This window comes from Roseateles sp. GW821-FHT09H11 (assembly GCF_059415845.1).
In genome coordinates this window covers 531,903-550,335 of sequence record NZ_JBWKOA010000002.1, presented here as the reverse complement: position 1 = coordinate 550,335, position 18,433 = coordinate 531,903, and the positions used below count along the sequence as shown (strand labels likewise).

The following is an 18,433-nucleotide window of genomic DNA, read 5'->3' as shown; positions in this document are numbered from 1 at the left end:
TGCGCTTATGGGAAGCGAACGCCCCAGCGCCGATAGTGAAAGCAAAGGCACTCAGCAGGAGAACCCAAATGAACCTCCAGATCGCCGCCGACGCCGCTGCGTCGCAATTCGAGATCCGGTTTGAATCCATCTTCGACGCTGGCCGCGGGATGTCTTTCCCGTGCGATCCGCAAGGTCACGTCGATCTGGACAGCCTGCCCGCCCGCGCTCGCAACAACTACCTGTTCGCCCGCGCCATGGTTGGCAAGGATTACCTTCCGCCGGCCGTGCGCGGTCGCAACAGCCACTGACAACCTGACGGCATCCGGCCCCAGGCCTGCGTTCAAGGCGGGCCTGGCGTTTGCCACCCCCTCCACTGCATCCTCCCTGTTGCCGCGTCGCACCCTCCGGGTCGGCGCGGCTTTTCTTTGTAGGCGTGATGACAGTCAGCGCGTGACGGCCGGGGTCGCTTCCTCGAAGCGGTCGACCGTGCGCAGCGGCTTGAACAGCGCCGCCCAGGCCGCCACGACGCCCAGCGTGCAGACGGCCCCCGTCACCGCCGCGGGCACCGCGCCCAGCGCGGCCGCGGCGCTCCCGGCGCGGAACTCCCCCAACTCGTTCGACGAGCCGATGAAGAGCATGTTCACCGCGTTGACGCGGCCCCGCATTTCGTCGGGGGTGGAGAACTGCACCAGCGCGCCGCGGATGTAGACGCTGACCATGTCCGCCGCGCCGGCAATCGCCAGCGCCCCGAAGGACAGCCAGAAGGTGGTCGACAACGAGAACACCAGGTTGGCCAGGCCGAACACCGCCACCGCCGCGAACATCACTTTCCCGACATGCCGGTTGAACGGCCGCAGGCTGAGATAAAGACCGGCGGTGACTTCGCCCACGGCCATGGCGCTGCGCAGCGCGCCCAGTCCTTCCGGGCCGGCATGCAGGACTTCGTGGGCGTAGATCGGCAGCAGCGCGACGACGCCGCCCAGCAACACCGCGAACAGGTCCAGCGAGATCGTGCCGAGGATGATGGGCCGCGAGCGGATGAAGTGGATCCCGGCGCCGAAGCGCTGCCAGATGTTGCCGCCCGCGGGCGAAGGCGGCGCGGCAAAGCGCACCGGCACGGCACCGACCAGCAGCGCGGTGCCCAGCGCGAAACAGGCCAGACAGACGAGATAGGTCAGCCCGGAGCCACCGAATCCGTACAGGATCCCGCCCAGGAACGGACCGCCGATGCTGGCCACGCGCAGCAGCATGCTGTTGGCGGCGATCGCCTGCGCCAGCTGTTCGCGCGGGACGATCTGCGGCAACAGGCTCTGCAACGCGGGACCGGAGAAGGCCCGCGCGCAGCCGAACAGCACCAGCACGGCATAGATCCCGGTCACGCCCGCGTGGCCGTGGCCGGACAGCCACCACAGCGCCAGGCTGCAACTCGCGCTCACGGCCCAGCTGATCGCCAGGATCGGCTTGCGGCTGAAACGGTCGATCAGGTCACCGGCCGGCAGCAGGAGCAGCAGCATCGGGATGAACTGCGCCAGGCCGACATAGGCCAGCGCCAACGGCTCGCGGGTCAGGTCGTACACCTGCCAGGCGACGACCACCGCCTGGATCTGCCCGGCGAATACCGCCGCCAGGCGGCAGATCAGGAACGCCGTGAAGCCGGGATGACGGAAGACGCTGGTCTTGGGGACCGGCGCGGCGCCGGAGGAGGGGGAAGACGGGGAGGCTGGAGCGGTCACGGCACGAGGTGTTCAAGGCCTTCTTGGGCGGGCGCCGGCCAGTTTAGCGAGGCGACACCGGCGCTTGGGCGCAAAGCGATGTCACAAGTGCGACGGCTGCGCCGTCTTGTGGATACCTACCCTTCACTTCCTCAACACGGAGCCTTCCATGAGCCAACGTCTGAACTACATGCAGCAGTCGCCCGCCGCCTTCAAGAAGCTGGTGGAGCTGTCCATGGCCCTGAAGGAGGGCGGACTCGAGCACGCCCTGCAATATCTGGTCGAGATCCGCGCCTCGCAGCTCAACGGCTGCGCCTTCTGCCTGGACATGCACGTCAAGCAGGCGGTCATCGGCGGGGAGCGCCCGCTGCGCCTGCACCACGTCGCGATCTGGCGCGAGTCGCCGCTGTTCTCCAGCCGCGAACGCGCCGCGCTGCTCTGGACCGAGACGCTCACGCGCATCCCCGAGTCCGGCGTGTCCGACGCGGTCTATGCCGAAGTCCGCGAGCAGTTCAACGAGAAGGAGCTGTCCGACCTCACCTGGCTGGTGTCCTCGATCAACGCCTGGAACCGCCTCAACGTCGCGTTCCAGAGCATTCCCGGCTCGCAGGACAAGGCCTTCGGACTGGACAAGGCCGGGCTCGCCTGACCTTGCCCCGCCCCGGGCTGACCCCAAGAAAAATGGCGCCCTTCGGGGCGCCGTTGCAGTGGTGTCGACAGGGGGATCCGGGCAATGTTCGAGTTCTAGGCCCGGATCCGCCGGTGCAACGTCAGGCGCGAACGACCTCGGGTCGACGGCGCCCCCCGCCGGGGTGGAATTGCTCCGCCGATCAACGCTGGGCGTAACGCGCCTTGGCCGAATTCACGCACACGTCCTTGGCATCGCCGGACAGCGTGTTGCACTTCTCGGCGGCCAGCTTGTAGTCCGCCTTCACGCGGGTTTCCTCCGCGTCATCGACGGCCGCAGCCACCTTCTTGTTCATCTTGAGTTCGGCCTTGGCCTTCTCGTACGAGGTCTTGGCTTCGCGCTGGCACACGTCCTTGGCCTCGCCCGAGCGGTCGTCGCAGCGCTCCTTGGCCACGTCGTAGCGGGCCTCATAACGCGCCTCGATCAGCTTGGCCTCGTCCTTGGCGTTGCCGCTGTAGTTGTACTCGAGCTGGGCCAGCGCCACGTCCTCGCGGCCCTTGGCCTCCTTCACGCAGATGTCCTTGGCGTTGCCCGACAGCTGATCACAGCCGTCCTTGTCGACCTTGTAGGTCTTCTTGATGTCGTCCTTGGCGCCGTCGTAGACCGACTTCGAGAAGTTGGCGGCTTGCGCCATGCCGGCGCACAGGCTCAGGGCGGCGGCGATCAGTGCGGTGGTTGCGTGCTTGTTCATGGTCATCCTTTGCTTGTTGTTGGGAGAGGCAGTGAATCGGCGGCGGTCGGATCCGGCACCGTCACTTTCGAAGCAGGCTCATCACGAAGGTCACGACGGCCATGATCACGAAGACGAAGAAAAGGATCTTCGCAATGCTCGCGGCGCCGGCGGCGATGCCGCCGAAGCCGAACAGCGCGGCGATCAAGGCAATGACGAAAAAGACGACGGCGTAGTGCAGCATCTCGGTTCTCCTGCGCGGCACCGTGCCGCGATGGAATGAACTTTAGGGACTGGCCCGTCCGCCAGAGGCAGTCCCGCACCGCGACCCTGCGTCGGAGCCGCAACCGATGCGCTGTAGGAGAGGACCTACCGACCCGCCAAGGTCCCACGCAGCGGGACTGAAGACCGGATGTCGACGACTGGCACCACGCGGCATCAACGTGACGCCGACGAGGCCTCAATGAAGCAGCAGCGAGGCAGCAACGAAAAAGCCGGCTCGCGCCGGCTTTCGTGGAGGGTGGACGAGGCGCGCGAAGGCGGCCGTCTCACCAGATCTTCTGGAAGGTCACGCCGACGCGCCCGCCCCGCGGACGGAAGGTCAGCGACGACTGCCCGCTCAGTTCCATCTTGAAGCCCTTGCGAAGGTCCGCATACGGCTTGCGGCTGTTGAACGCCAGGCCGACGCGCACCTGACGCTGATCGCGGTTGTTGAGTCCCGGCACGTTCAGATCATCGATCTGGGCGCGCTGTGCGTCGATCAGTGGCGTCTGCACGAAGGCGTGGGATCGTGGCCCGGTCGGCATCGCCAGTCCGACGAGCACGCCGGCGTCGCCGGCCGCGCCGGGGCGCAGGTTCTGGTAGGGCGTCGCATACAACCCGCCGCCGAACGCGGCGCCTCGCTGCTCCACACCGACGCCCAGCCGGAGCCCGCTGCCGGACAAGGGCCTGGCCCACAACATCGTCTGCGTCGCCTGCGGCGCACGGCCATACCAGCCGGCGGCGCCCGGGGACTGGTTGGCGGTCGCCAACGGCTCGGCGGCAGTCTGCGTCACCGTGTAGCGGGAGCCGGACGAGGTGTCGCGCAAGGCTTGCTGGCGCGTCCGTTCCGACAGGCTGCGACCCGACAGCTCGACATGATCATCGAGCGAACTCGGCGTCGCGGTGACGGCGGGTGCCGCCTGGACGACGGAGGCCAGCGACAGGGTCACCGGCATCAGCGCCGCGCGAAGGACATTTCGGGGGCAGAAGGCGTTCATGACTCAACTCCCGTTCTTGCAGACAACTTAGGACGCGGGTTGCGACAGGAAAATCTCGATCCGACGATTGGCGGCCCGCCCGGCCTCAGTGGCGTTGCTGGCCACCGGCTGTCGTCCGCCACGGCCCTCCACCAGCAACCGGCCGCGCCGGACGCCGTGATGGACCAGGTACTCACGCACGGCCTCGGCGCGGTCCAGCGACAGCGGCCCGTTGACCGCATCACCCGCCGAGCTGTCGGTGTGGCCGACGATGGTCACGCGGACGCTGTCGTCCAGGTTGCGGCTGACCTCGTCGAGCACCGGGCGCAGCGCCGGCTTGAGTTCGGAACGGCCGATGTCGAAGGAGACATCGGCGGGCACGCTCAGCTTGAGCTGGTTGTCCGGCGTACGGGCAACACTGATGCCCGCACCGGCGCCTGCCTGGGCCAGCGCCTGGCGACGCTCTTCCATCCGGGACGACCAGAGGTTGCCGCCAAGGACGGCGGGCGCCGTACCCGGGGTGGCGCCGGTCGTGGCGCCGGGGATGTTGCCGTCCGTGCGGCCGTCCATCGAGGCGCAGCCGCCCAGGCCCAGCAGCATGCCGACCGCCAGGACCGGCAAGCCGGCCACCGCCGTCAGCCGCCAGCGGCTCTCGACGGAAACGCGCGAAGCGTTGGCGACGTGGATGGCGAGGACTCGGGGGCGGCGCATGACAGTCTCCAGGAGGGCTGTGGGGCTGGGTCACACGATAAATGGACCTTGCTGAGTGTCATGCTAGGGAGATCGCGGGGCGTCGGGTGTAGTCGGCTGTCGGAAGCGGAAGTCAGACAGGGCTGACAACGCGTCGGCAGACGATTCCTTGCCCCGGCAGGGATCAGGCGCTCAGCGCGATGCCGTCGGACGGCTCATCGTCCAGCGGCAGCAGGTCCGCTTCGGAGAGCTCGGCGGCGTCGACTTCCTCGTCGAAGGCGGCCTGGTCGGCGGCGCCGCGATGCGCGATCAGCGGCTTGTCCAGCGGGCGGTAGACGCGGCTGCGCAGACGGGACAGACGCTCGGAGGCGGCCACTTCGTGGGCGACGCGCTCGGGATCCAGCAGCATCGCGAACGGGTTGGCGGCGAAGTCTTGGGTCGTGGTCTGCATGTCGGTCTCCAGGGGGATTCAGTTGATTCCGAGGGCCAGCTTGCGAGGGCCTGAGGGCGGCGCCGACACCGTGTCGGCATGGAATGAACTGTAGGGACCGACCCGCGCCGCCAACAGTGGGCGGCGGGCCAAACCGCGTGTCAGACGGATTCCTAGGGGTATGCCAGCAGCCGCCTCACGGCGACGTGCGCGGGCGTGACGGATGCCGCGCCCGGGCCAGCTTGTCGAGCCTGTCGGCCATCTCGTCCTGGCCGGCGCGGCGGGCGAAGTCGGCGGCCGTCATCTTGTGGTCGTTGCTCAGCGTGACGTCGGCGCCGGCGGCGATCAGCACCTCGGCGCCGCTGAGGCCGCCGTAACCGGCCGCCATCATCAGCGGGGTCGTCCCGTTGTCCGACCGGGCGTCGATGTCGGCGCCCTGCTCCACCAGCCAGCGCACGAGATGCTCGTTCGGTCCGGCAGCCGCGTAATGCAGCGCCGACCAGCCGGGCTCGTTGACCAGCGCGCCGCGTTTCACGAGTTCCTTGGCCCACGCCAGCTGGCCCTTGAGCGCCGCCAGCATCAGCGGCGTCTCGCCAGCCTGGTTGATCGCGCTGACGTCGGTGCCGGGGCTCTTCAGCAGGGCTTCGAAGGCCTTGCCGGACTCCTCGCGGATCGCCACGTGCAGGGCCGTGTTGCCCTGCTTGTCGCGGACGTTGGGATCGACCCCTTCCAGCAGCAGCTTCATCACCGTGCTGGCGTGGTCGTTGCGGGCGGCGACATGCAATTCGGGGGACGTCGAGCTGTCCGACGATGACGACGACGCCTGCGACGGCGATCCGAAGCGCCCCTGCGCCAGGACCGTCGCCCCCGGCGCCGCGGCCAGCATCAGGCCTACCAGGGCAGCGCCCACGGCGGACGACACGCCCATGTTCGACGTCTTCCGGAGCGAACCGGCCGCCATCTCAGGCGGCCTCCGGCAGCTGGAACAGCCGCCGCGTGTTCGCCGTGCACTGCGCCGCCAAGGTCTCCACCGGCACGCCGCGGACCTCGGCGATCAGCTTGGCCACGTGCGGCACATAGGCCGGCTGGTTCAGCTTGCCGCGGTACGGCACGGGCGCCAGATAGGGGCTGTCGGTCTCGATCAGGATCCGGTCGGCGGGGACGATCTTCGCGACCTCCCGCAGGTCCGCCGCGTTCTTGAAGGTCACGATCCCGGAGAACGAGATGTGGAAGCCCAGGTCCAGCGCCGCCTTCGCCACGTCCATGGTCTCGGTGAAGCAGTGCACGACGCCGCCGGGCTGGCCGGCGTCCTCCTCGCGCATCAGTCGCAGCGTGTCCTCGGCGGCCGAGCGGGTGTGGATCACCAACGGCTTGCCGGTGCGCTTCGCGGCGCGGATATGGTGGCGGAAGCGCTCGCGCTGCCACTCCATCTCCTCGACGGTCCGGCCGTTGAGGCGGTAGTAGTCCAGTCCGGTTTCGCCGATGGCGACGACCTTCGGATGCGCGGCGCCGTCGACCAGTTCGTCGACGCTGGGCTCATGGACCTCGTCGCTGTCCGGATGGACGCCGACGGTCGCGAACAGCTGCCGGTGCGCGTCCGCGATGGCACGGACCTCGGGGAACTCCTCCATCGTCGTGCAGATGCAGACGGCCTGCGTCACCTGGGCCGCGTCCATCGCGGCGAGCAGGTCGGGGAGTTGGGACTTGAGCTCGGGAAAGCTCAGATGGCAATGGGAATCGATGTACATGGGAACAACTCCGCCGGGCTCGTGGCCGGGCGCTGAAGCGGCGCCGACGCCGCGGCGGGACGGCCACGGTGCCGCCGGTCTGCGGGGATCAGATCGTCTGCGTCGGCTTGGCCGAGGAGATCGCCGTGCCCAGCAGTTCCTCGATCTTGAGCTTGATCACGCGGGTCTTCTCGTCGCCGGGGAAGCGCACGCCGACGCCCTGCGTGCGGCCGCCCGACGCGTTGGCCGGCGTCAGCCAGGCGACCTTGCCGGCGACCGGATAGCGGTTGGGATCCTCGGGCAGTGTCATCAGCAGGTAGATGTCCTCGCCCAGCTTGTAGTCGCGCGTGGTCGGCACGAAGACGCCGCCTTCCGAGAAGATCGGGATGTAGGCCGCGTAGAGGGCGCCCTTCTCCTTGAACACCAGCTGGATCACGCTGGGTCGGGCACCGCCGGCGGGAGCCGGGACGGGGGCGGACGCGGGCGGCGTGGTGCTCATGGGTTTCAGGCTGAGTTCGCTCATGGCGCCAAGTCTACTCGCGGCGCCCCGGGGTCAGACTTGGTTACCGCCTTGATCAGCGTGCCGGCCGCATCGCCTGTTGCCCCTGGGCCACCAGCGACTCCATCAGCAGCCCGGCGTTGAGCGGGTGGTCCGCGTGCCGCGCCGCCTGCTGCAGCGTCCGGGCCCACTGGTCCAGCGCGGCGCGCACTGCCGGCAGCTTGGGCAGCGCATCGCGCGGGAAGTAGGCCGGCCCGGCGCCGTGGGCGATGCGCATCAGGTCGTGCACCAGGCGCTGCATGGCGGCGATCGCGCGCGGCACCGGCCAGTCGGTCAGCGCCACGGCCTCGCCCTTGGCGATGCGGCGCGGCAGCTCCAGCCAAGTCCTGGCGGCGATGCCCTCCTCGCTCCACTGCAGCGCCTCCTGCGGACGGCCACCGGTGGCGTCCAGCAGCACGCCGGGCTGGTCGACGCCCTGCCCGGTCAGCCAGGCCAGCGCCGCTTCGCGGCCGGGCAGCGCCATCTGCAGCGGCTGGCAGCGGCTGCGGATCGTCGGCAGCAACTGCTGCGGCGCGGCGCTCGCCAGGACGAAACGCAGCAGCCCCGCCGGCTCCTCCAGCGTCTTCAGCAGCGCATTGGCGGCGATGGTGTTCAGCGCCTCCGCGGGATAGACGACGACCACCTTGGCCTTGCCCCGTGCCGCGCTGACCTGCGCGAAGGACAGCATCTGGCGGACGGCCTCGATCTTGATCTCGCGGCTGGGCTTGGTCTTGCTGGCCTTGGCCGAGGAGGCGCCGTCCCCCTCGGCGTCCATCGCGCCGAAGCCCAGGGGCTCGCGCAAGGCCTCGGGCAGCAGCACCTGGAAGTCGGGATGCGAGCGCGAGCGCAGCAGGTGGCAGCTCGGGCAGCGGCCGCAGCCGGGCTGGTCGGTCGAGGTGCGCGCCTCGCAGAGCCAGGCCTGCGCCAGCAGCAGCGCCAGGTCGAACTGGCCGACACCGGCCGGCCCCTGCAGCAGCAGCGCATGGCTGCGGCCTTGTGTGAGCGCCTGATGCAGGGGCTCGGCCAGCCAGGGCAGCGGCAACTGGCCGCCTTCGGCCAAGGCCGCGGCGCCGTCGGCCGTGACGGAGGAATCGGTCACCATCCCCGTCGCTCCAGTTCCGCGCGGATCTGGTCCGCGACGCCCGCAATGGTGTCGCCCGCATCGATGCGCACGATGCGGCCCCGCGCCGCCTCGGCGCGACGCTGGTAACCGGCACGCACGCGGGCGAAGAAGTCGAGATCCAGCTGCTCCAGCCGGTCCGCGTCGCGGGCCTGCGCCCGGCGCTGCGCCGCCACGGCGGGGTCCACGTCGAACCAGAAGGTCAGGTCCGGCTGGCGCCCCTGCTGCACCCACTGCTCCAGCGTCGCCAGCACCTGGACGTCCATGCCGCGGCCGCCGCCCTGGTACGCGAAGCTCGCGTCGGTGAAGCGGTCGCACAGCACCGTCTGGCCCAGCGCCAGCGCCGGCGCGATGACGCGCTGCACATGGTCGCGCCGCGCGGCGAAGACCAGCAAGGCCTCGGTCAGCCCGTCCATGTCCTGGTGCAGGAACAGGCCCCGCAACGACTCGGCCAGCGGCGTGCCGCCGGGCTCGCGGGTCTGGACCAGTTCGGCGCCGCGTTGGCGCAGGTGCTGCGCGACGGACTCGATGTGGGTGGACTTGCCCGCCCCGTCGATGCCTTCGAAGGTGATGAAACGACCGCTCACGCGTGGTGCTCTCTCGGAACCCGGATGGGAAAAAAAGCGGAAAAAGCGAAGCGCGGTCGCTTCAGCGGCCGCGCTGGTACTTGTTGACCGCGCGATTATGCGCGGCCAGGTCCTCGCTGAACTGGCTGGTGCCGTCCCCGCGCGACACGAAGTACAGCGCCTTGGACGGCGTCGGATGCAGCGTGGCCTGCAGCGCGGCCAGGCCCGGCATCGCGATCGGCGTCGGCGGCAGGCCGCCGCGGGTGTAGGTGTTGAACGGCGTGTCGGTCTGCAGGTGGCTCTTGCGCAGGTTGCCGTCGAAGTCCGCCCCCAGGCCGTAGATCACCGTCGGATCGGTCTGCAGCGGCATGCCGGCCTTGAGCCGGTTGACGAACACCGCCGCGACCAGGCCGCGATCCGCGGCGGCGCCGGTTTCCTTCTCGACGATGGAGGCCAGGATCAGCGCCTCGTCCGCGCTCTTGAGCGGCAGGCCGTCGCCGCGGCCGGCCCAGGCGCTCTCCAGCCGTTTCTGCATCAACGCATGGGCGCGCTTGAGCACCGTCAGGTCGCTGACGCCCAGGCTGTAGGCGTAGGTGTCCGGGAAGAAGCGCCCCTCGGGCGCCTGCCCGGGCGCGCCGATCGCCGCCATGATCTGCTCGTCCGTCATCGTCGCGGTGGTCTGCTTCAAGGCCGGCGCGGCCGCGATCGCGGCGCGCAGCTGGCGGAAGTTCCAGCCTTCGATCAGGCGCAGCTGTTCCAGCACCTGGTCACCGCGCACCATCTTGTCGAGCAGCTCGCGCGGCGTGATGCCGGCATGGATCTCGTAGCTGCCGGCGCGGATCTTCCTCGCCTGGCCCGAATACCGGAACCACGCGTACAGGAAGCGCGGATCGGTCTGCACGCCGGCCCCGACCCAGGCCTGCGCGACCTGCTGCGGCGGCGTGCCCGGTTCGATGGAGAGTTCGATGCCCGGCTTCTCCAGCGCCAGCGGCGCCTGCAGCCACCACCAGAGCGCGCCCGCGCCGCCGCCGACCAGCACCACGCCCGCCACCAGGACGGACAGCAGCCAGCGCCCGATCCGGCCCGACTGCTTCTTCGTTTTTCTCGCGGTGCCGCGAGATCTGTTTTTCGCGCGTGACAAGACCCGACGCCCTTCGTGAAATGCGGGGGCTGATGATAATCGGCCCATGATCGAAGACCTCCACCACGCTCCGCCGCCCGTGCCGTCCTCGGCGCTGGGCGCCGTCCGGCTTGCCGACTGGGGCGTGATCCGCGCCCAGGGCGAGGAAGCCGCCAAGTTCCTGCACACGCAGCTGACGCAAGACCTGGCCCTTCAGACCGGCGCGCAGGCGCGGCTGGCGGGCTTCTGCTCGGCCAAGGGCCGCCTGCTGGCGACGATGCTGGCGGTCAAGCCCGACGACCAGACCGTGCTGCTGGCGCTGCCCGCCGAGGTGCTGCCGGCGACGGTGAAGCGGCTGTCGATGTTCGTGCTGCGCGCCAAGTGCAAGCTGAGCGACGACAGCGCGGCCTGGGCCGTGTGGGGCTTGTCCGGCGCGCAGGCGCGCGACTGGCTGGCGGGGGCCGCAGCGGGCGCCGCCCCGGCGACGGTCTGGTCCGTGGGCCGCGTCGCCCTGGCCGACGGCCGCGAGGCGCTGGCCACGCGCCTGCCCGACGACGGCCTGACGCCGCGCTTCCTGCTGTTGCAGCCCGCCGACGCGCCGGCGCCGGCGCTGCCTGTCATCGATCCCGAGGAATGGCAAGGCCTGGACGTGACCGCCGGGCTGGCCTGGATCCGCCAGGGGACGGTGGAACAGTTCGTGCCCCAGATGCTCAACCTGGAACTGCTGGGCGGCGTGAACTTCCAGAAGGGCTGCTATCCGGGCCAGGAAGTCGTGGCGCGCAGCCAGTACCGCGGCACGATCAAGCGACGGACCCACCTGTTCGCGCTGGAAGGCAGCGATGCCGACGCCACGCCCGGCCAGGAGATCTTCCACAGCGCCGATCCGGAGCAGCCCGCCGGCATGGTCGCCGGCTTCGGCCGCCAGGAAGGCCGCCCGCTGCTGCTGGCGGAAGTGAAGCTCGCCGCGCTCGAGTCCGGCAGCTTGCATCTGGGCAGCGCGCAAGGCGCTGTCCTTACCCCGCGTCCCCTGCCTTACGTCATCGGAGAACCTGAATGAATGCATCGCCGCCGACGCGCGCCGCCGCGCCTCCCCGCCCTCCTGTTCCGCGCTCGACCGCGCCGGTCGAGCTCTACGTCTACTACCGCGTCCATGCGGACCAGCTGACGGCCGCGCTGGCCGCCTTCGAACAGGCGCGTGAGGCGCAGCCGGTGCGGCTGCTCCAGCGCCATGACAACGATCCGGTCTTCCAGACCTGGATGGAGATCTACGGCCCCGAGCTGCCCGACGCGGCGGACGCGGAACGCCGGATCGCCGCCGCCCTGGGCGCGTTCGCGCAGGGCCCCCGTCACCGCGAGGCCTTCGCCGCCGTCGCCGGTCCGGGAGCGGCGCACTGATGGAACACAACGTCTCCCTGATCTCGACGCTGGCGGCGGGCTTCGGCCTGGCGCTGATCCTGGGTTTCATCGCGGAGCGGCTGAAGCTGCCGGCGCTCGTGGGCTACCTGCTGGCGGGCATCGCGATCGGCCCGGCCACGCCGGGCTTTGTCGCCGATGTCGGCATCGCCGCGCAGCTGTCCGAGATCGGCGTGATGCTGCTGATGTTCGGCGTCGGGCTGCACTTCTCGCTGAAGGACCTGATGGCGGTCAAGCGCATCGCGCTGCCGGGCGCGGTCGTGCAGATGGCCGCCGCCACGGCGCTGGGCATGGGCCTGGCGATGTGGTGGGGCTGGCCGGCGGGTCAGGCGCTGGTCTTCGGCCTGACGCTGTCCTGCGCCAGCACGGTGGTGCTGCTGAAGGCGCTGGAGTCGCGCGGCTCGCTCGAATCCATGAACGGCCGCATCGCGGTCGGCTGGCTGGTGGTCGAGGATCTGGCCACGGTGCTGATCCTGGTGCTGCTGCCGCCGCTGTCCACGGTGCTGGGCGGCAACGCCGCGCCCGGCGCCTCCGCCGACGCGCCGCTGTGGCGCACGATCGCCGAGACGCTGGCCCAGATGGCCGCGTTCGTCGTACTGATGCTGGTCGTCGGGCGGCGCGTGCTGCCGTGGATGCTGTGGCAGGTGGCGCGGACCGGCTCGCGCGAGCTGTTCACGTTGATGGTCATCGCCGTGGCGATCGGCATCGCCTACGGCGCGTCGGAGTTGTTCCACGTGTCCTTTGCGCTGGGCGCGTTCTTCGCCGGCACGGTGATGCGCGAGTCCGAATACAGCCACCGCGCCGCGCAGGAATCGCTGCCGCTGCGGGACTCGTTCTCGGTGCTGTTCTTCGTGTCGGTGGGGATGCTGTTCGACCCGATGACGCTGATCGACCAGCCGCTGCACCTGCTGGGCGTCGTCGCGATCGTGATGCTGGGCAAGGCGATCGCGGCGGCGGCGCTGGTCATCGTGTTCCGCTATCCGCTGAACACGGCGATGACGGTATCGGCCAGCCTGGCGCAGATCGGCGAGTTCAGCTTCATCCTCGCCGGCCTGGGCGTGCAGCTGGGGCTGTTGCCGAAGGCCGGGATGAACCTGGTGCTGGCGGCGGCGCTGATCTCGATCGCGCTGAACCCGGTGATGTTCGCGATGATCCAGCCGCTGCAGCGCTGGGTGCTGGCGCGCTCGTCCTTCGCGCGCGAGCTCGAGGCGCGCGACGACCCCTACGCCGAGCTGCCGCAGACGACCGAGCGTCAATACCTGGAGGGTCAGGTCGTGCTGGTCGGCTACGGTCGCGTGGGGCGGCGCATCGCCGACGCGCTGACGGAGCGCGGCATCCCCTTCGTCGTCGCGGACCAGGGCCGCGAGACCGTCGAGGCGCTGCGCAAGCGCGGCATGGCGGCGGTCAGCGGCGACGCGAGCGAACCGATGGTGCTGGTCCAGGCCCACATCGCCAACGCGGCGATGCTGGTGGTGGCGGTGCCCGATTCGATGAAGGCGCGGCAGATGGCCGACACGGCGCGACAGCTGAACCCGGGCATCGAGATCGTGCTGCGCACCCACGGCGAGGAGGAATCCGAACTGCTGCGCCGCGAGCAGCTCGGCACCGTGTTCTACGGCGAGGAGGAACTCGCCAAGGGCATGAGCCGGCACGTGCTGCAGCGCTTCAACGCGGACATCCCGGAGGGCTTGTCGCCGGTGGCGGCGCCGGCGCATTGAGCGCCCGGGCGCCCGGCCGCCCAGCAATCGCCGCTTTACATCGCCCGCTTAGCGTCGCCGCCCATGATCGAACCGACCCGTCCTCGCCCGCGCGCCCGCGCCCGCTCCCTGACCCTCGCGGGTGTTGCCCTGCTCGGCGCGGCGCTGCTGCTCGCCGGTTGCGGCGGCGGGCCGCCGAAGGCGCGCATCGAGGAACAGCAGCAGCAACGCGAGTTCGCTTCCCGCGGCTACGCGCCGCAGGGCGAGCCGGTGACGATGCAACCGATCCTGTGGCGGATCCGCGGCGACGACGTGCGCGTGAGCCTGACGATGCCGGCCAGCATGGGCGCGACGGCGGGGACCACGCCCCGCCCGGTCGTCGTGTACCTGCCCGGCCTGGGCGAGTCCGACACCGCCGGCATCCGCTGGCGCCGCGCCTGGGCGGCGGCCGGTTATGCGGTGCTCTCGCTGCAGGCGCTGGACGACGACGCGACGGCCTGGTCATCGGAGCTGGCGCGCTCGGCGGAGTTCACCGAACTGGGTCGGCGTCACTACGCCGATGCGCAGATGCGCAAGCGGCTGGCGCGGCTGGACGAGCTGCTTGCCGAGGCGCAGCGGCTGGGCCGGCAGGGCCAAGGCCAGGGCGATCCGCCGTGGCGCTCGCTGGACTGGTCGAAAACGGTCGTTGCAGGGTATGAACTCGGCGCGCAGACCGCGATGGCGGTGGCGGGCGAGCGGCAATCCGACGGCTCGGTGCTGGCGCTGAAGACGGTGCAGCCGGTGGCCGCGATCGTGATCAGCCCGCAGGTGTTCGCTTCACCGGACGCGGCGCGGTATCGCGACATCTCGATCCCGGTGCTCGGCCTGACGGGGCCGGACGACAGCGATGTGCTCGGCCTGGTGCGGGACGTGCAGTGGCGCCAGGCGCCGTTCGCCGCGATGCCGGCGGGACGAGGCTGGCTCCTCAGCGCGAACGAGGTCCGCCACGCGGCGCTCGGCGGCAACGAGCCTCGGCCCGAGGACACCGAGCGCGAACAGAAACGGATCCGCGCCGCCGAAGAGCAGGCGCAGTCGCAGCCCCAGGGCCGCCGAGGCGGTGGCGGCCGCGGCGGACGCGGCCAGGAAGGACCGACGCGCATGGCGCCGGTCCCGGCCGTGCCTGACTACCGGCAGTTGCACGAGCAGCAGCTCGGCATGACGGCCGCGCAACAGGTCAGCGTGGCTTTCCTGGACCAGCAACTCAAACAGTCGGAAGCGGCTCGCGCGTGGCTGGCCGGACCTGTCGACACCTGGCTGGGCGCCCTCGGCAGCCTCAGACGTTCACAGGACGGTGCTCGAGGGCATCGGCATTGAAAGCGGAACGTCAGGTGCCAGGAAAAAGCTGTCCTGGCTGACATTGCCGTCCTGGTCTCTCTGGCGGACCTCCGCGGGCCCGACGACGACTTTGCCCTCGACAAGCATTTTCCAACGACCGACGCCGTCGACGCGGTAATCGAGAACGCCGCCCTCTTCGAGGTTGGCAGGGATCAGGATGTCGTCGTCCCCACTGAGCTTGAACTGTGGCGCCTCCGGCGGCGCGGTCTTGTGAGCGACAAGAAGCTGCTGGTGGGCGGACAGATCGGAGGCCTGGCTCGGATTTCCCGCGCGGTCGACCTGGCGCACTTCGACCGGCCCCAGGATGCTTTCGCCAAAGCGGGCGGTCGTCCATTCGCCGCCCCCCGTCCCTCGGTACTGGAAGTGGCTGTCGTGTTCGCGATTGGTGGCCAGCATCGTTTCGTGGCCCCATTCGGTGGGCCGGCTGAGAAACTCCGGCGCAGGCGGAGGCGTGGTGTCCAGCCAGACGGACACCAAGCGAGCTTCCTGGCTGATGTTGTCCGCGCTGTCATACAGTTTGACCCGGATGGTCTGTCCCCCTTCCCGGAACGCCCCTTCCGGAATGAGCTCGCCGCTGCCTTCGACGCCATCGTCTCCCGAGATATCCCTGTGGGTATGGGGATCGGACTGCCAGACACGAAAACGGGCGCCAGGCTCGATACCGCTGATTCGAACGAGCGGCTGATTGGTCAACACATAGTTCTCCCGCCACCCCTCCGGCGTTGCGTCGAACACCAGCCCGCGATCGTGGACGACGGTCAGAGAATTCGGCTCGTCGTTGCCTCTGTCCACTTTGAACGTCAAGCTCGCCTCCGACCGGGGACGGCCATCCGGATCCAGGGTTCGCACGTCCACCTGCTTCGCACCATCCCCCGGGAAATCCGCGTCGCTGATGAGGTCCCTCTCCCCGAGAGGACGCCATTCCCCGGCATCGATCCGGTATTGCGCCAGCTGCCCATGTTCTGAATCGACCCCTTCGACCCGTACGGTGGCATTGCGGGTGATGAGATCGGACTTCTGCTCCTCGGTGACGCCGGTGTCGTTCAACAGGCGGAGTCGAAGGGGGGCAAGGCTCTCGGCATGGGTCTCCTCCCGATCCGGGAGCGACGCCGGATCAGACCTCGCTGCACCGATCGTCAGGATCTGATTGACCCCAAGCCGAGCGGACTCCAGGCTCGAATTCCCCGCGAGGTCGACTTGCCGGACCTCCATCGGTCCTGTCAGCACGCCCTCCCGCACGCGCTGCCAGTCCGAATGCTCGTCCCGACGATGCTCCAGATGCGCATGTCGCTCGAGCTTGTCGAGCTGGAACTGTTCGACGCCCAGGGCCTCGCCAATGGACGACCACTGCGGGGCCGGTGGCGGCGTCGTGTCCAACCAAAGGCCTTGCAACTTGAGGGCCGCGCCGTTGTAGGCTCCCGAGTTGCCTGCCCGATCGGTGACGCCCACGACGAAAAGTTGCGGGCCTTCCTTGAAAAAGCGCCCCGTGAGCATGCTGTCCTGGCCCTCGGCTGATTCCCCGGCAACCTGATGCGTACCCTTTGCTGTGTACTGATGGGCTGCCCACATGGCCCCGTCCTCCAATCCGAGCAGCTTTACCTGCGCGTCTTTCGTGAGCCAAAAGCTGCCATCGGGTTCCGGATCACCGGCCTCGTTCACCCTTCCCATTGGATGCATGACTTGATGGGTAAGCGGCACTGGCCCCGTCGTGTCCAGCTCGAAGTGGAGGCTATCCGCTGACAAGGGACCTCCGTGCGAATCGAAAGACCGGACGTCGACCCGCTTCACGCCATCGCCCTGAAACTGCGCTTCGTGAATGACGTGCTCATCCCCAAGCAGCATCCAGGGCCCCTCATCAATGCGGTACTCGACCTTGTCGTGGTCCTCGGTCACGCCGTCAACCCTCACTGTGGCATCGGAGGTGACGAAGTCCTTCCTTTGCGAATCGGTCAAGCCCGTGTCGTTCTGCAGGCTCAGTCGGAGAAGGCCCGCGACCTCGATCGGCGCCGGGCTGTCGTCGCGCTCATCGAATTCGTCGCTCTCGTGGCTCTCCTCCCCCTCGTCTCTGCCCGCCTCATCCACATCCACATCCACCTGCTCGTGCTCGTGCTCGTGCTCGTGCTCGCGCTCACGCTCACGCTCGGCTGCTGGCACGGGTGCGTGAACTTGCTCGGGCTTGCGATCGGACTCGGATTCGGCGTCGGACGCAGCTGCGGACTCGGATGGTGGAAGCGCTGTCGGAGGCGTGAGCTCAAGCTCTGGCGCGATCGTCGGAACCGGTGACGCGTCGACGTCTGCCCTGGCATCCACCGCCGCCTCGGGCACTCGCTCGTGAACGGGCACAAGCCGAGCGTTCAACGGCATCGACTCATCGGCGATCATCGGTTTCGGAATGGTCAGCATCGTCGGCACTCGCGACGGCGGCGGCTGGAACACCGCCGTCCTCGCGCCGCCTGTCCCCGACATCGCCCCCAATGCCGCGAAGGCAGTCATGACGCCTGCCGCCGCCACGACGACCGAGTCCTGCCCCTCCTCATCGACAGCGACCGGCACGTCCTGCCTGTCCACGTCGCCCGCCTGGTCCCGTGGCGGCGTCTCGTGCTCATGCTCGTGCGCTTGTCCATCCTCCTGCTCTTGCGCCTGCTCGCCATCCTTGCGTCGCTGCTTCACTGCCTTTGCCGTCATCCGGTATCTCCACGAATCAAACCCGGCAGTATCGAAACGGTGCTGTCTGGTGGCACTCGTCGAGGATTGCCTGAATCCGCCGCCGGCCGGTTCCGTCTTGGCGCGCGGCGCCAGATTTCAGTCATTCAAGTTCTCGAACACGCTATTTCTGTCTTGACAGAAATTTCTGTCAAGCTACAGTCCAGCGCATGGAACTCACCGACACCGCCCGCCGCTTCGTCCTGCACTGGGGCGAGATGGGCAGCGCCTGGGGCGTCAACCGCACCGTGGCGCAGATCCACGCCCTGCTCTACTTCCACGGCCGGCCGCTCAACGCGGAGGAACTGGCCGAGACGCTGTCGGTCGCCCGCTCCAACGTCAGCACCAGCCTCAAGGAACTGCAGAGCTGGAACCTGATCCGCGTGACCCACGTGCTCGGGGACCGCCGCGACTATTTCGAGACGACCGCGGACGTCTGGGAACTGCTCCGCACCATCGTCCGCGAGCGCAAGCACCGCGAGTTCGATCCCACCGTGCGCATGCTGGCCGAGCTCGTCGCCGACGAAGGTTTCCAGAACGAATCGCCCGACGCCCAGGACCGCGTGCGCGAGTGCTTGCGCCTGATGCAGACGCTGGGCGCCTGGTCAGAGGAAATGATGCGGCTCTCGCCGTCGACACTGGAGAAGGTGCTCAAGCTCGGCGCGAGCGTGCAGCGCTTCGTGCGCGGGGACGGGTCCTGACCCGCCCCTTTTTTTGAACACGAATTTCTGTCTCTACTGAAATATCAAACAAGACCACAAACCG

At 69.0% G+C, this 18,433-nt stretch carries 20 protein-coding genes; 7 read left to right on the top strand and 13 right to left on the bottom strand.

The features are described 5' to 3' along the window. The first annotated feature begins 68 nt into the window (after positions 1–68). Positions 69–290 carry a hypothetical protein gene (locus tag AC07PR_RS09585; RefSeq protein ID WP_377154039.1) on the top strand — a complete coding sequence of 74 codons (222 nt, stop codon included), beginning with the start codon at positions 69–71 and terminating at the stop codon, positions 288–290. 135 nt (positions 291–425) lie between these two features. Here the strand turns inward: AC07PR_RS09585 and AC07PR_RS09580 are convergent, their stop codons facing one another. Beyond that, complete coding sequence (locus AC07PR_RS09580) at positions 426–1,715, bottom strand: MFS transporter (protein ID WP_483106923.1); 1,290 nt, start codon at positions 1,713–1,715, stop codon at positions 426–428. Between the two features lie 148 nt (positions 1,716–1,863). On the opposite strand from AC07PR_RS09580, the gene AC07PR_RS09575 reads away from it, so the two are divergent. After that, complete coding sequence (locus AC07PR_RS09575) at positions 1,864–2,343, top strand: carboxymuconolactone decarboxylase family protein (protein ID WP_377154037.1); 480 nt, start codon at positions 1,864–1,866, stop codon at positions 2,341–2,343. A gap of 181 nt (positions 2,344–2,524) precedes the next feature. Here AC07PR_RS09575 and AC07PR_RS09570 read toward each other — a convergent pair whose 3' ends face one another. The 11 genes from AC07PR_RS09570 to mltG all read right to left on the bottom strand — a co-directional run bounded on the left by AC07PR_RS09570 (position 2,525) and on the right by mltG (position 10,439). After that, positions 2,525–3,073 carry a hypothetical protein gene (locus AC07PR_RS09570; RefSeq protein WP_431104203.1) on the bottom strand — a complete coding sequence of 183 codons (549 nt, stop codon included), beginning with the start codon at positions 3,071–3,073 and terminating at the stop codon, positions 2,525–2,527. A gap of 61 nt (positions 3,074–3,134) precedes the next feature. Further along, positions 3,135–3,296: a DUF1328 domain-containing protein gene (locus tag AC07PR_RS09565; RefSeq protein ID WP_067270282.1), complete on the bottom strand. Its 162-nt coding sequence runs from the start codon at positions 3,294–3,296 to the stop codon at positions 3,135–3,137. Between the two features lie 304 nt (positions 3,297–3,600). Beyond that, complete coding sequence (locus tag AC07PR_RS09560; RefSeq protein WP_495135131.1) at positions 3,601–4,311, bottom strand: hypothetical protein; 711 nt, start codon at positions 4,309–4,311, stop codon at positions 3,601–3,603. A gap of 27 nt (positions 4,312–4,338) precedes the next feature. Continuing rightward, positions 4,339–5,001, bottom strand: a complete 663-nt coding sequence (locus tag AC07PR_RS09555; RefSeq protein ID WP_495135130.1) for an OmpA family protein — start codon at positions 4,999–5,001, stop codon at positions 4,339–4,341. A gap of 163 nt (positions 5,002–5,164) precedes the next feature. Beyond that, positions 5,165–5,431 carry a hypothetical protein gene (locus AC07PR_RS09550; protein WP_377154027.1) on the bottom strand — a complete coding sequence of 89 codons (267 nt, stop codon included), beginning with the start codon at positions 5,429–5,431 and terminating at the stop codon, positions 5,165–5,167. 175 nt (positions 5,432–5,606) lie between these two features. After that, positions 5,607–6,338 carry an ankyrin repeat domain-containing protein gene (locus AC07PR_RS09545; RefSeq protein ID WP_495135129.1) on the bottom strand — a complete coding sequence of 244 codons (732 nt, stop codon included), beginning with the start codon at positions 6,336–6,338 and terminating at the stop codon, positions 5,607–5,609. Between the two features lie 34 nt (positions 6,339–6,372). After that, positions 6,373–7,158, bottom strand: a complete 786-nt coding sequence (locus tag AC07PR_RS09540) for a TatD family hydrolase (RefSeq protein ID WP_377154023.1) — start codon at positions 7,156–7,158, stop codon at positions 6,373–6,375. A gap of 88 nt (positions 7,159–7,246) precedes the next feature. Next, positions 7,247–7,636: a PilZ domain-containing protein gene (locus AC07PR_RS09535; RefSeq protein WP_088407064.1), complete on the bottom strand. Its 390-nt coding sequence runs from the start codon at positions 7,634–7,636 to the stop codon at positions 7,247–7,249. Positions 7,637–7,712: 76 nt separating this feature from the next. After that, positions 7,713–8,777 (bottom strand): DNA polymerase III subunit delta', encoded by a 1,065-nt coding sequence (holB, locus tag AC07PR_RS09530; protein WP_431104211.1) that lies wholly within the window; start codon positions 8,775–8,777, stop codon positions 7,713–7,715. Then, the gene (tmk, locus tag AC07PR_RS09525) at positions 8,771–9,382 is read right to left on the bottom strand and encodes a dTMP kinase (protein ID WP_377154019.1); all 612 of its coding nucleotides are present in this window, start codon (positions 9,380–9,382) and stop codon (positions 8,771–8,773) included. Before tmk ends, holB begins: the two co-directional genes overlap by 7 nt. 61 nt (positions 9,383–9,443) lie before the next feature. Next, positions 9,444–10,439 carry an endolytic transglycosylase MltG gene (gene mltG / locus AC07PR_RS09520; protein ID WP_495135306.1) on the bottom strand — a complete coding sequence of 332 codons (996 nt, stop codon included), beginning with the start codon at positions 10,437–10,439 and terminating at the stop codon, positions 9,444–9,446. Positions 10,440–10,548: 109 nt separating this feature from the next. Between mltG and ygfZ the strand changes: the two genes are divergently transcribed. The 4 genes from ygfZ (at position 10,549) to AC07PR_RS09500 (ending at position 14,944) form a co-directional block, all read left to right on the top strand. Continuing rightward, on the top strand, positions 10,549–11,538 hold the full coding sequence (gene ygfZ / locus AC07PR_RS09515; protein ID WP_377154017.1) for a CAF17-like 4Fe-4S cluster assembly/insertion protein YgfZ: 990 nt from the start codon (positions 10,549–10,551) through the stop codon (positions 11,536–11,538). Continuing rightward, positions 11,535–11,876: a DUF4936 family protein gene (locus tag AC07PR_RS09510; protein WP_377154015.1), complete on the top strand. Its 342-nt coding sequence runs from the start codon at positions 11,535–11,537 to the stop codon at positions 11,874–11,876. The genes ygfZ and AC07PR_RS09510 overlap by 4 nt, the downstream gene beginning before the upstream one ends. Then, entirely contained in the window at positions 11,876–13,612 is a 1,737-nt protein-coding gene (locus AC07PR_RS09505) for a cation:proton antiporter domain-containing protein (protein ID WP_495135128.1), read from the top strand. Before AC07PR_RS09510 ends, AC07PR_RS09505 begins: the two co-directional genes overlap by 1 nt. Positions 13,613–13,675: 63 nt before the next feature. Next, on the top strand, positions 13,676–14,944 hold the full coding sequence (locus AC07PR_RS09500) for an alpha/beta hydrolase family protein (RefSeq protein WP_495135127.1): 1,269 nt from the start codon (positions 13,676–13,678) through the stop codon (positions 14,942–14,944). Here the strand turns inward: AC07PR_RS09500 and AC07PR_RS09495 are convergent. Continuing rightward, positions 14,912–17,650: a hypothetical protein gene (locus AC07PR_RS09495; RefSeq protein ID WP_495135126.1), complete on the bottom strand. Its 2,739-nt coding sequence runs from the start codon at positions 17,648–17,650 to the stop codon at positions 14,912–14,914. The two genes, AC07PR_RS09500 and AC07PR_RS09495, sit on opposite strands and share 33 nt — an antisense overlap. A gap of 188 nt (positions 17,651–17,838) precedes the next feature. Between AC07PR_RS09495 and AC07PR_RS09490 the strand changes: the two genes are divergently transcribed. Beyond that, positions 17,839–18,369 carry a GbsR/MarR family transcriptional regulator gene (locus AC07PR_RS09490; protein ID WP_431104217.1) on the top strand — a complete coding sequence of 177 codons (531 nt, stop codon included), beginning with the start codon at positions 17,839–17,841 and terminating at the stop codon, positions 18,367–18,369. Positions 18,370–18,433 lie beyond the last annotated feature (64 nt).

Bases quoted from the DNA above. Each gene is read 5' to 3' on its own strand.
- AC07PR_RS09585 (WP_377154039.1), top strand. From the start codon at position 69: ATGAACCTCCAGATCGCCGCCGACGCCGCTGCGTCGCAATTCGAGATC.
- AC07PR_RS09575 (WP_377154037.1), top strand. From the start codon at position 1,864: ATGAGCCAACGTCTGAACTACATGCAGCAGTCGCCCGCCGCCTTCAAG.
- AC07PR_RS09570 (WP_431104203.1), bottom strand. From the start codon at position 3,073: ATGAACAAGCACGCAACCACCGCACTGATCGCCGCCGCCCTGAGCCTG.
- AC07PR_RS09565 (WP_067270282.1), bottom strand. From the start codon at position 3,296: ATGCTGCACTACGCCGTCGTCTTTTTCGTCATTGCCTTGATCGCCGCG.
- AC07PR_RS09560 (WP_495135131.1), bottom strand. From the start codon at position 4,311: ATGAACGCCTTCTGCCCCCGAAATGTCCTTCGCGCGGCGCTGATGCCG.
- AC07PR_RS09555 (WP_495135130.1), bottom strand. From the start codon at position 5,001: ATGCGCCGCCCCCGAGTCCTCGCCATCCACGTCGCCAACGCTTCGCGC.
- AC07PR_RS09550 (WP_377154027.1), bottom strand. From the start codon at position 5,431: ATGCAGACCACGACCCAAGACTTCGCCGCCAACCCGTTCGCGATGCTG.
- AC07PR_RS09545 (WP_495135129.1), bottom strand. From the start codon at position 6,338: ATGGGCGTGTCGTCCGCCGTGGGCGCTGCCCTGGTAGGCCTGATGCTG.
- AC07PR_RS09540 (WP_377154023.1), bottom strand. From the start codon at position 7,158: ATGTACATCGATTCCCATTGCCATCTGAGCTTTCCCGAGCTCAAGTCC.
- AC07PR_RS09535 (WP_088407064.1), bottom strand. From the start codon at position 7,636: ATGAGCACCACGCCGCCCGCGTCCGCCCCCGTCCCGGCTCCCGCCGGC.
- holB (WP_431104211.1), bottom strand. From the start codon at position 8,777: ATGGTGACCGATTCCTCCGTCACGGCCGACGGCGCCGCGGCCTTGGCC.
- ygfZ (WP_377154017.1), top strand. From the start codon at position 10,549: ATGATCGAAGACCTCCACCACGCTCCGCCGCCCGTGCCGTCCTCGGCG.
- AC07PR_RS09510 (WP_377154015.1), top strand. From the start codon at position 11,535: ATGAATGCATCGCCGCCGACGCGCGCCGCCGCGCCTCCCCGCCCTCCT.
- AC07PR_RS09505 (WP_495135128.1), top strand. From the start codon at position 11,876: ATGGAACACAACGTCTCCCTGATCTCGACGCTGGCGGCGGGCTTCGGC.
- AC07PR_RS09500 (WP_495135127.1), top strand. From the start codon at position 13,676: ATGATCGAACCGACCCGTCCTCGCCCGCGCGCCCGCGCCCGCTCCCTG.
- AC07PR_RS09495 (WP_495135126.1), bottom strand. From the start codon at position 17,650: ATGACGGCAAAGGCAGTGAAGCAGCGACGCAAGGATGGCGAGCAGGCG.
- AC07PR_RS09490 (WP_431104217.1), top strand. From the start codon at position 17,839: ATGGAACTCACCGACACCGCCCGCCGCTTCGTCCTGCACTGGGGCGAG.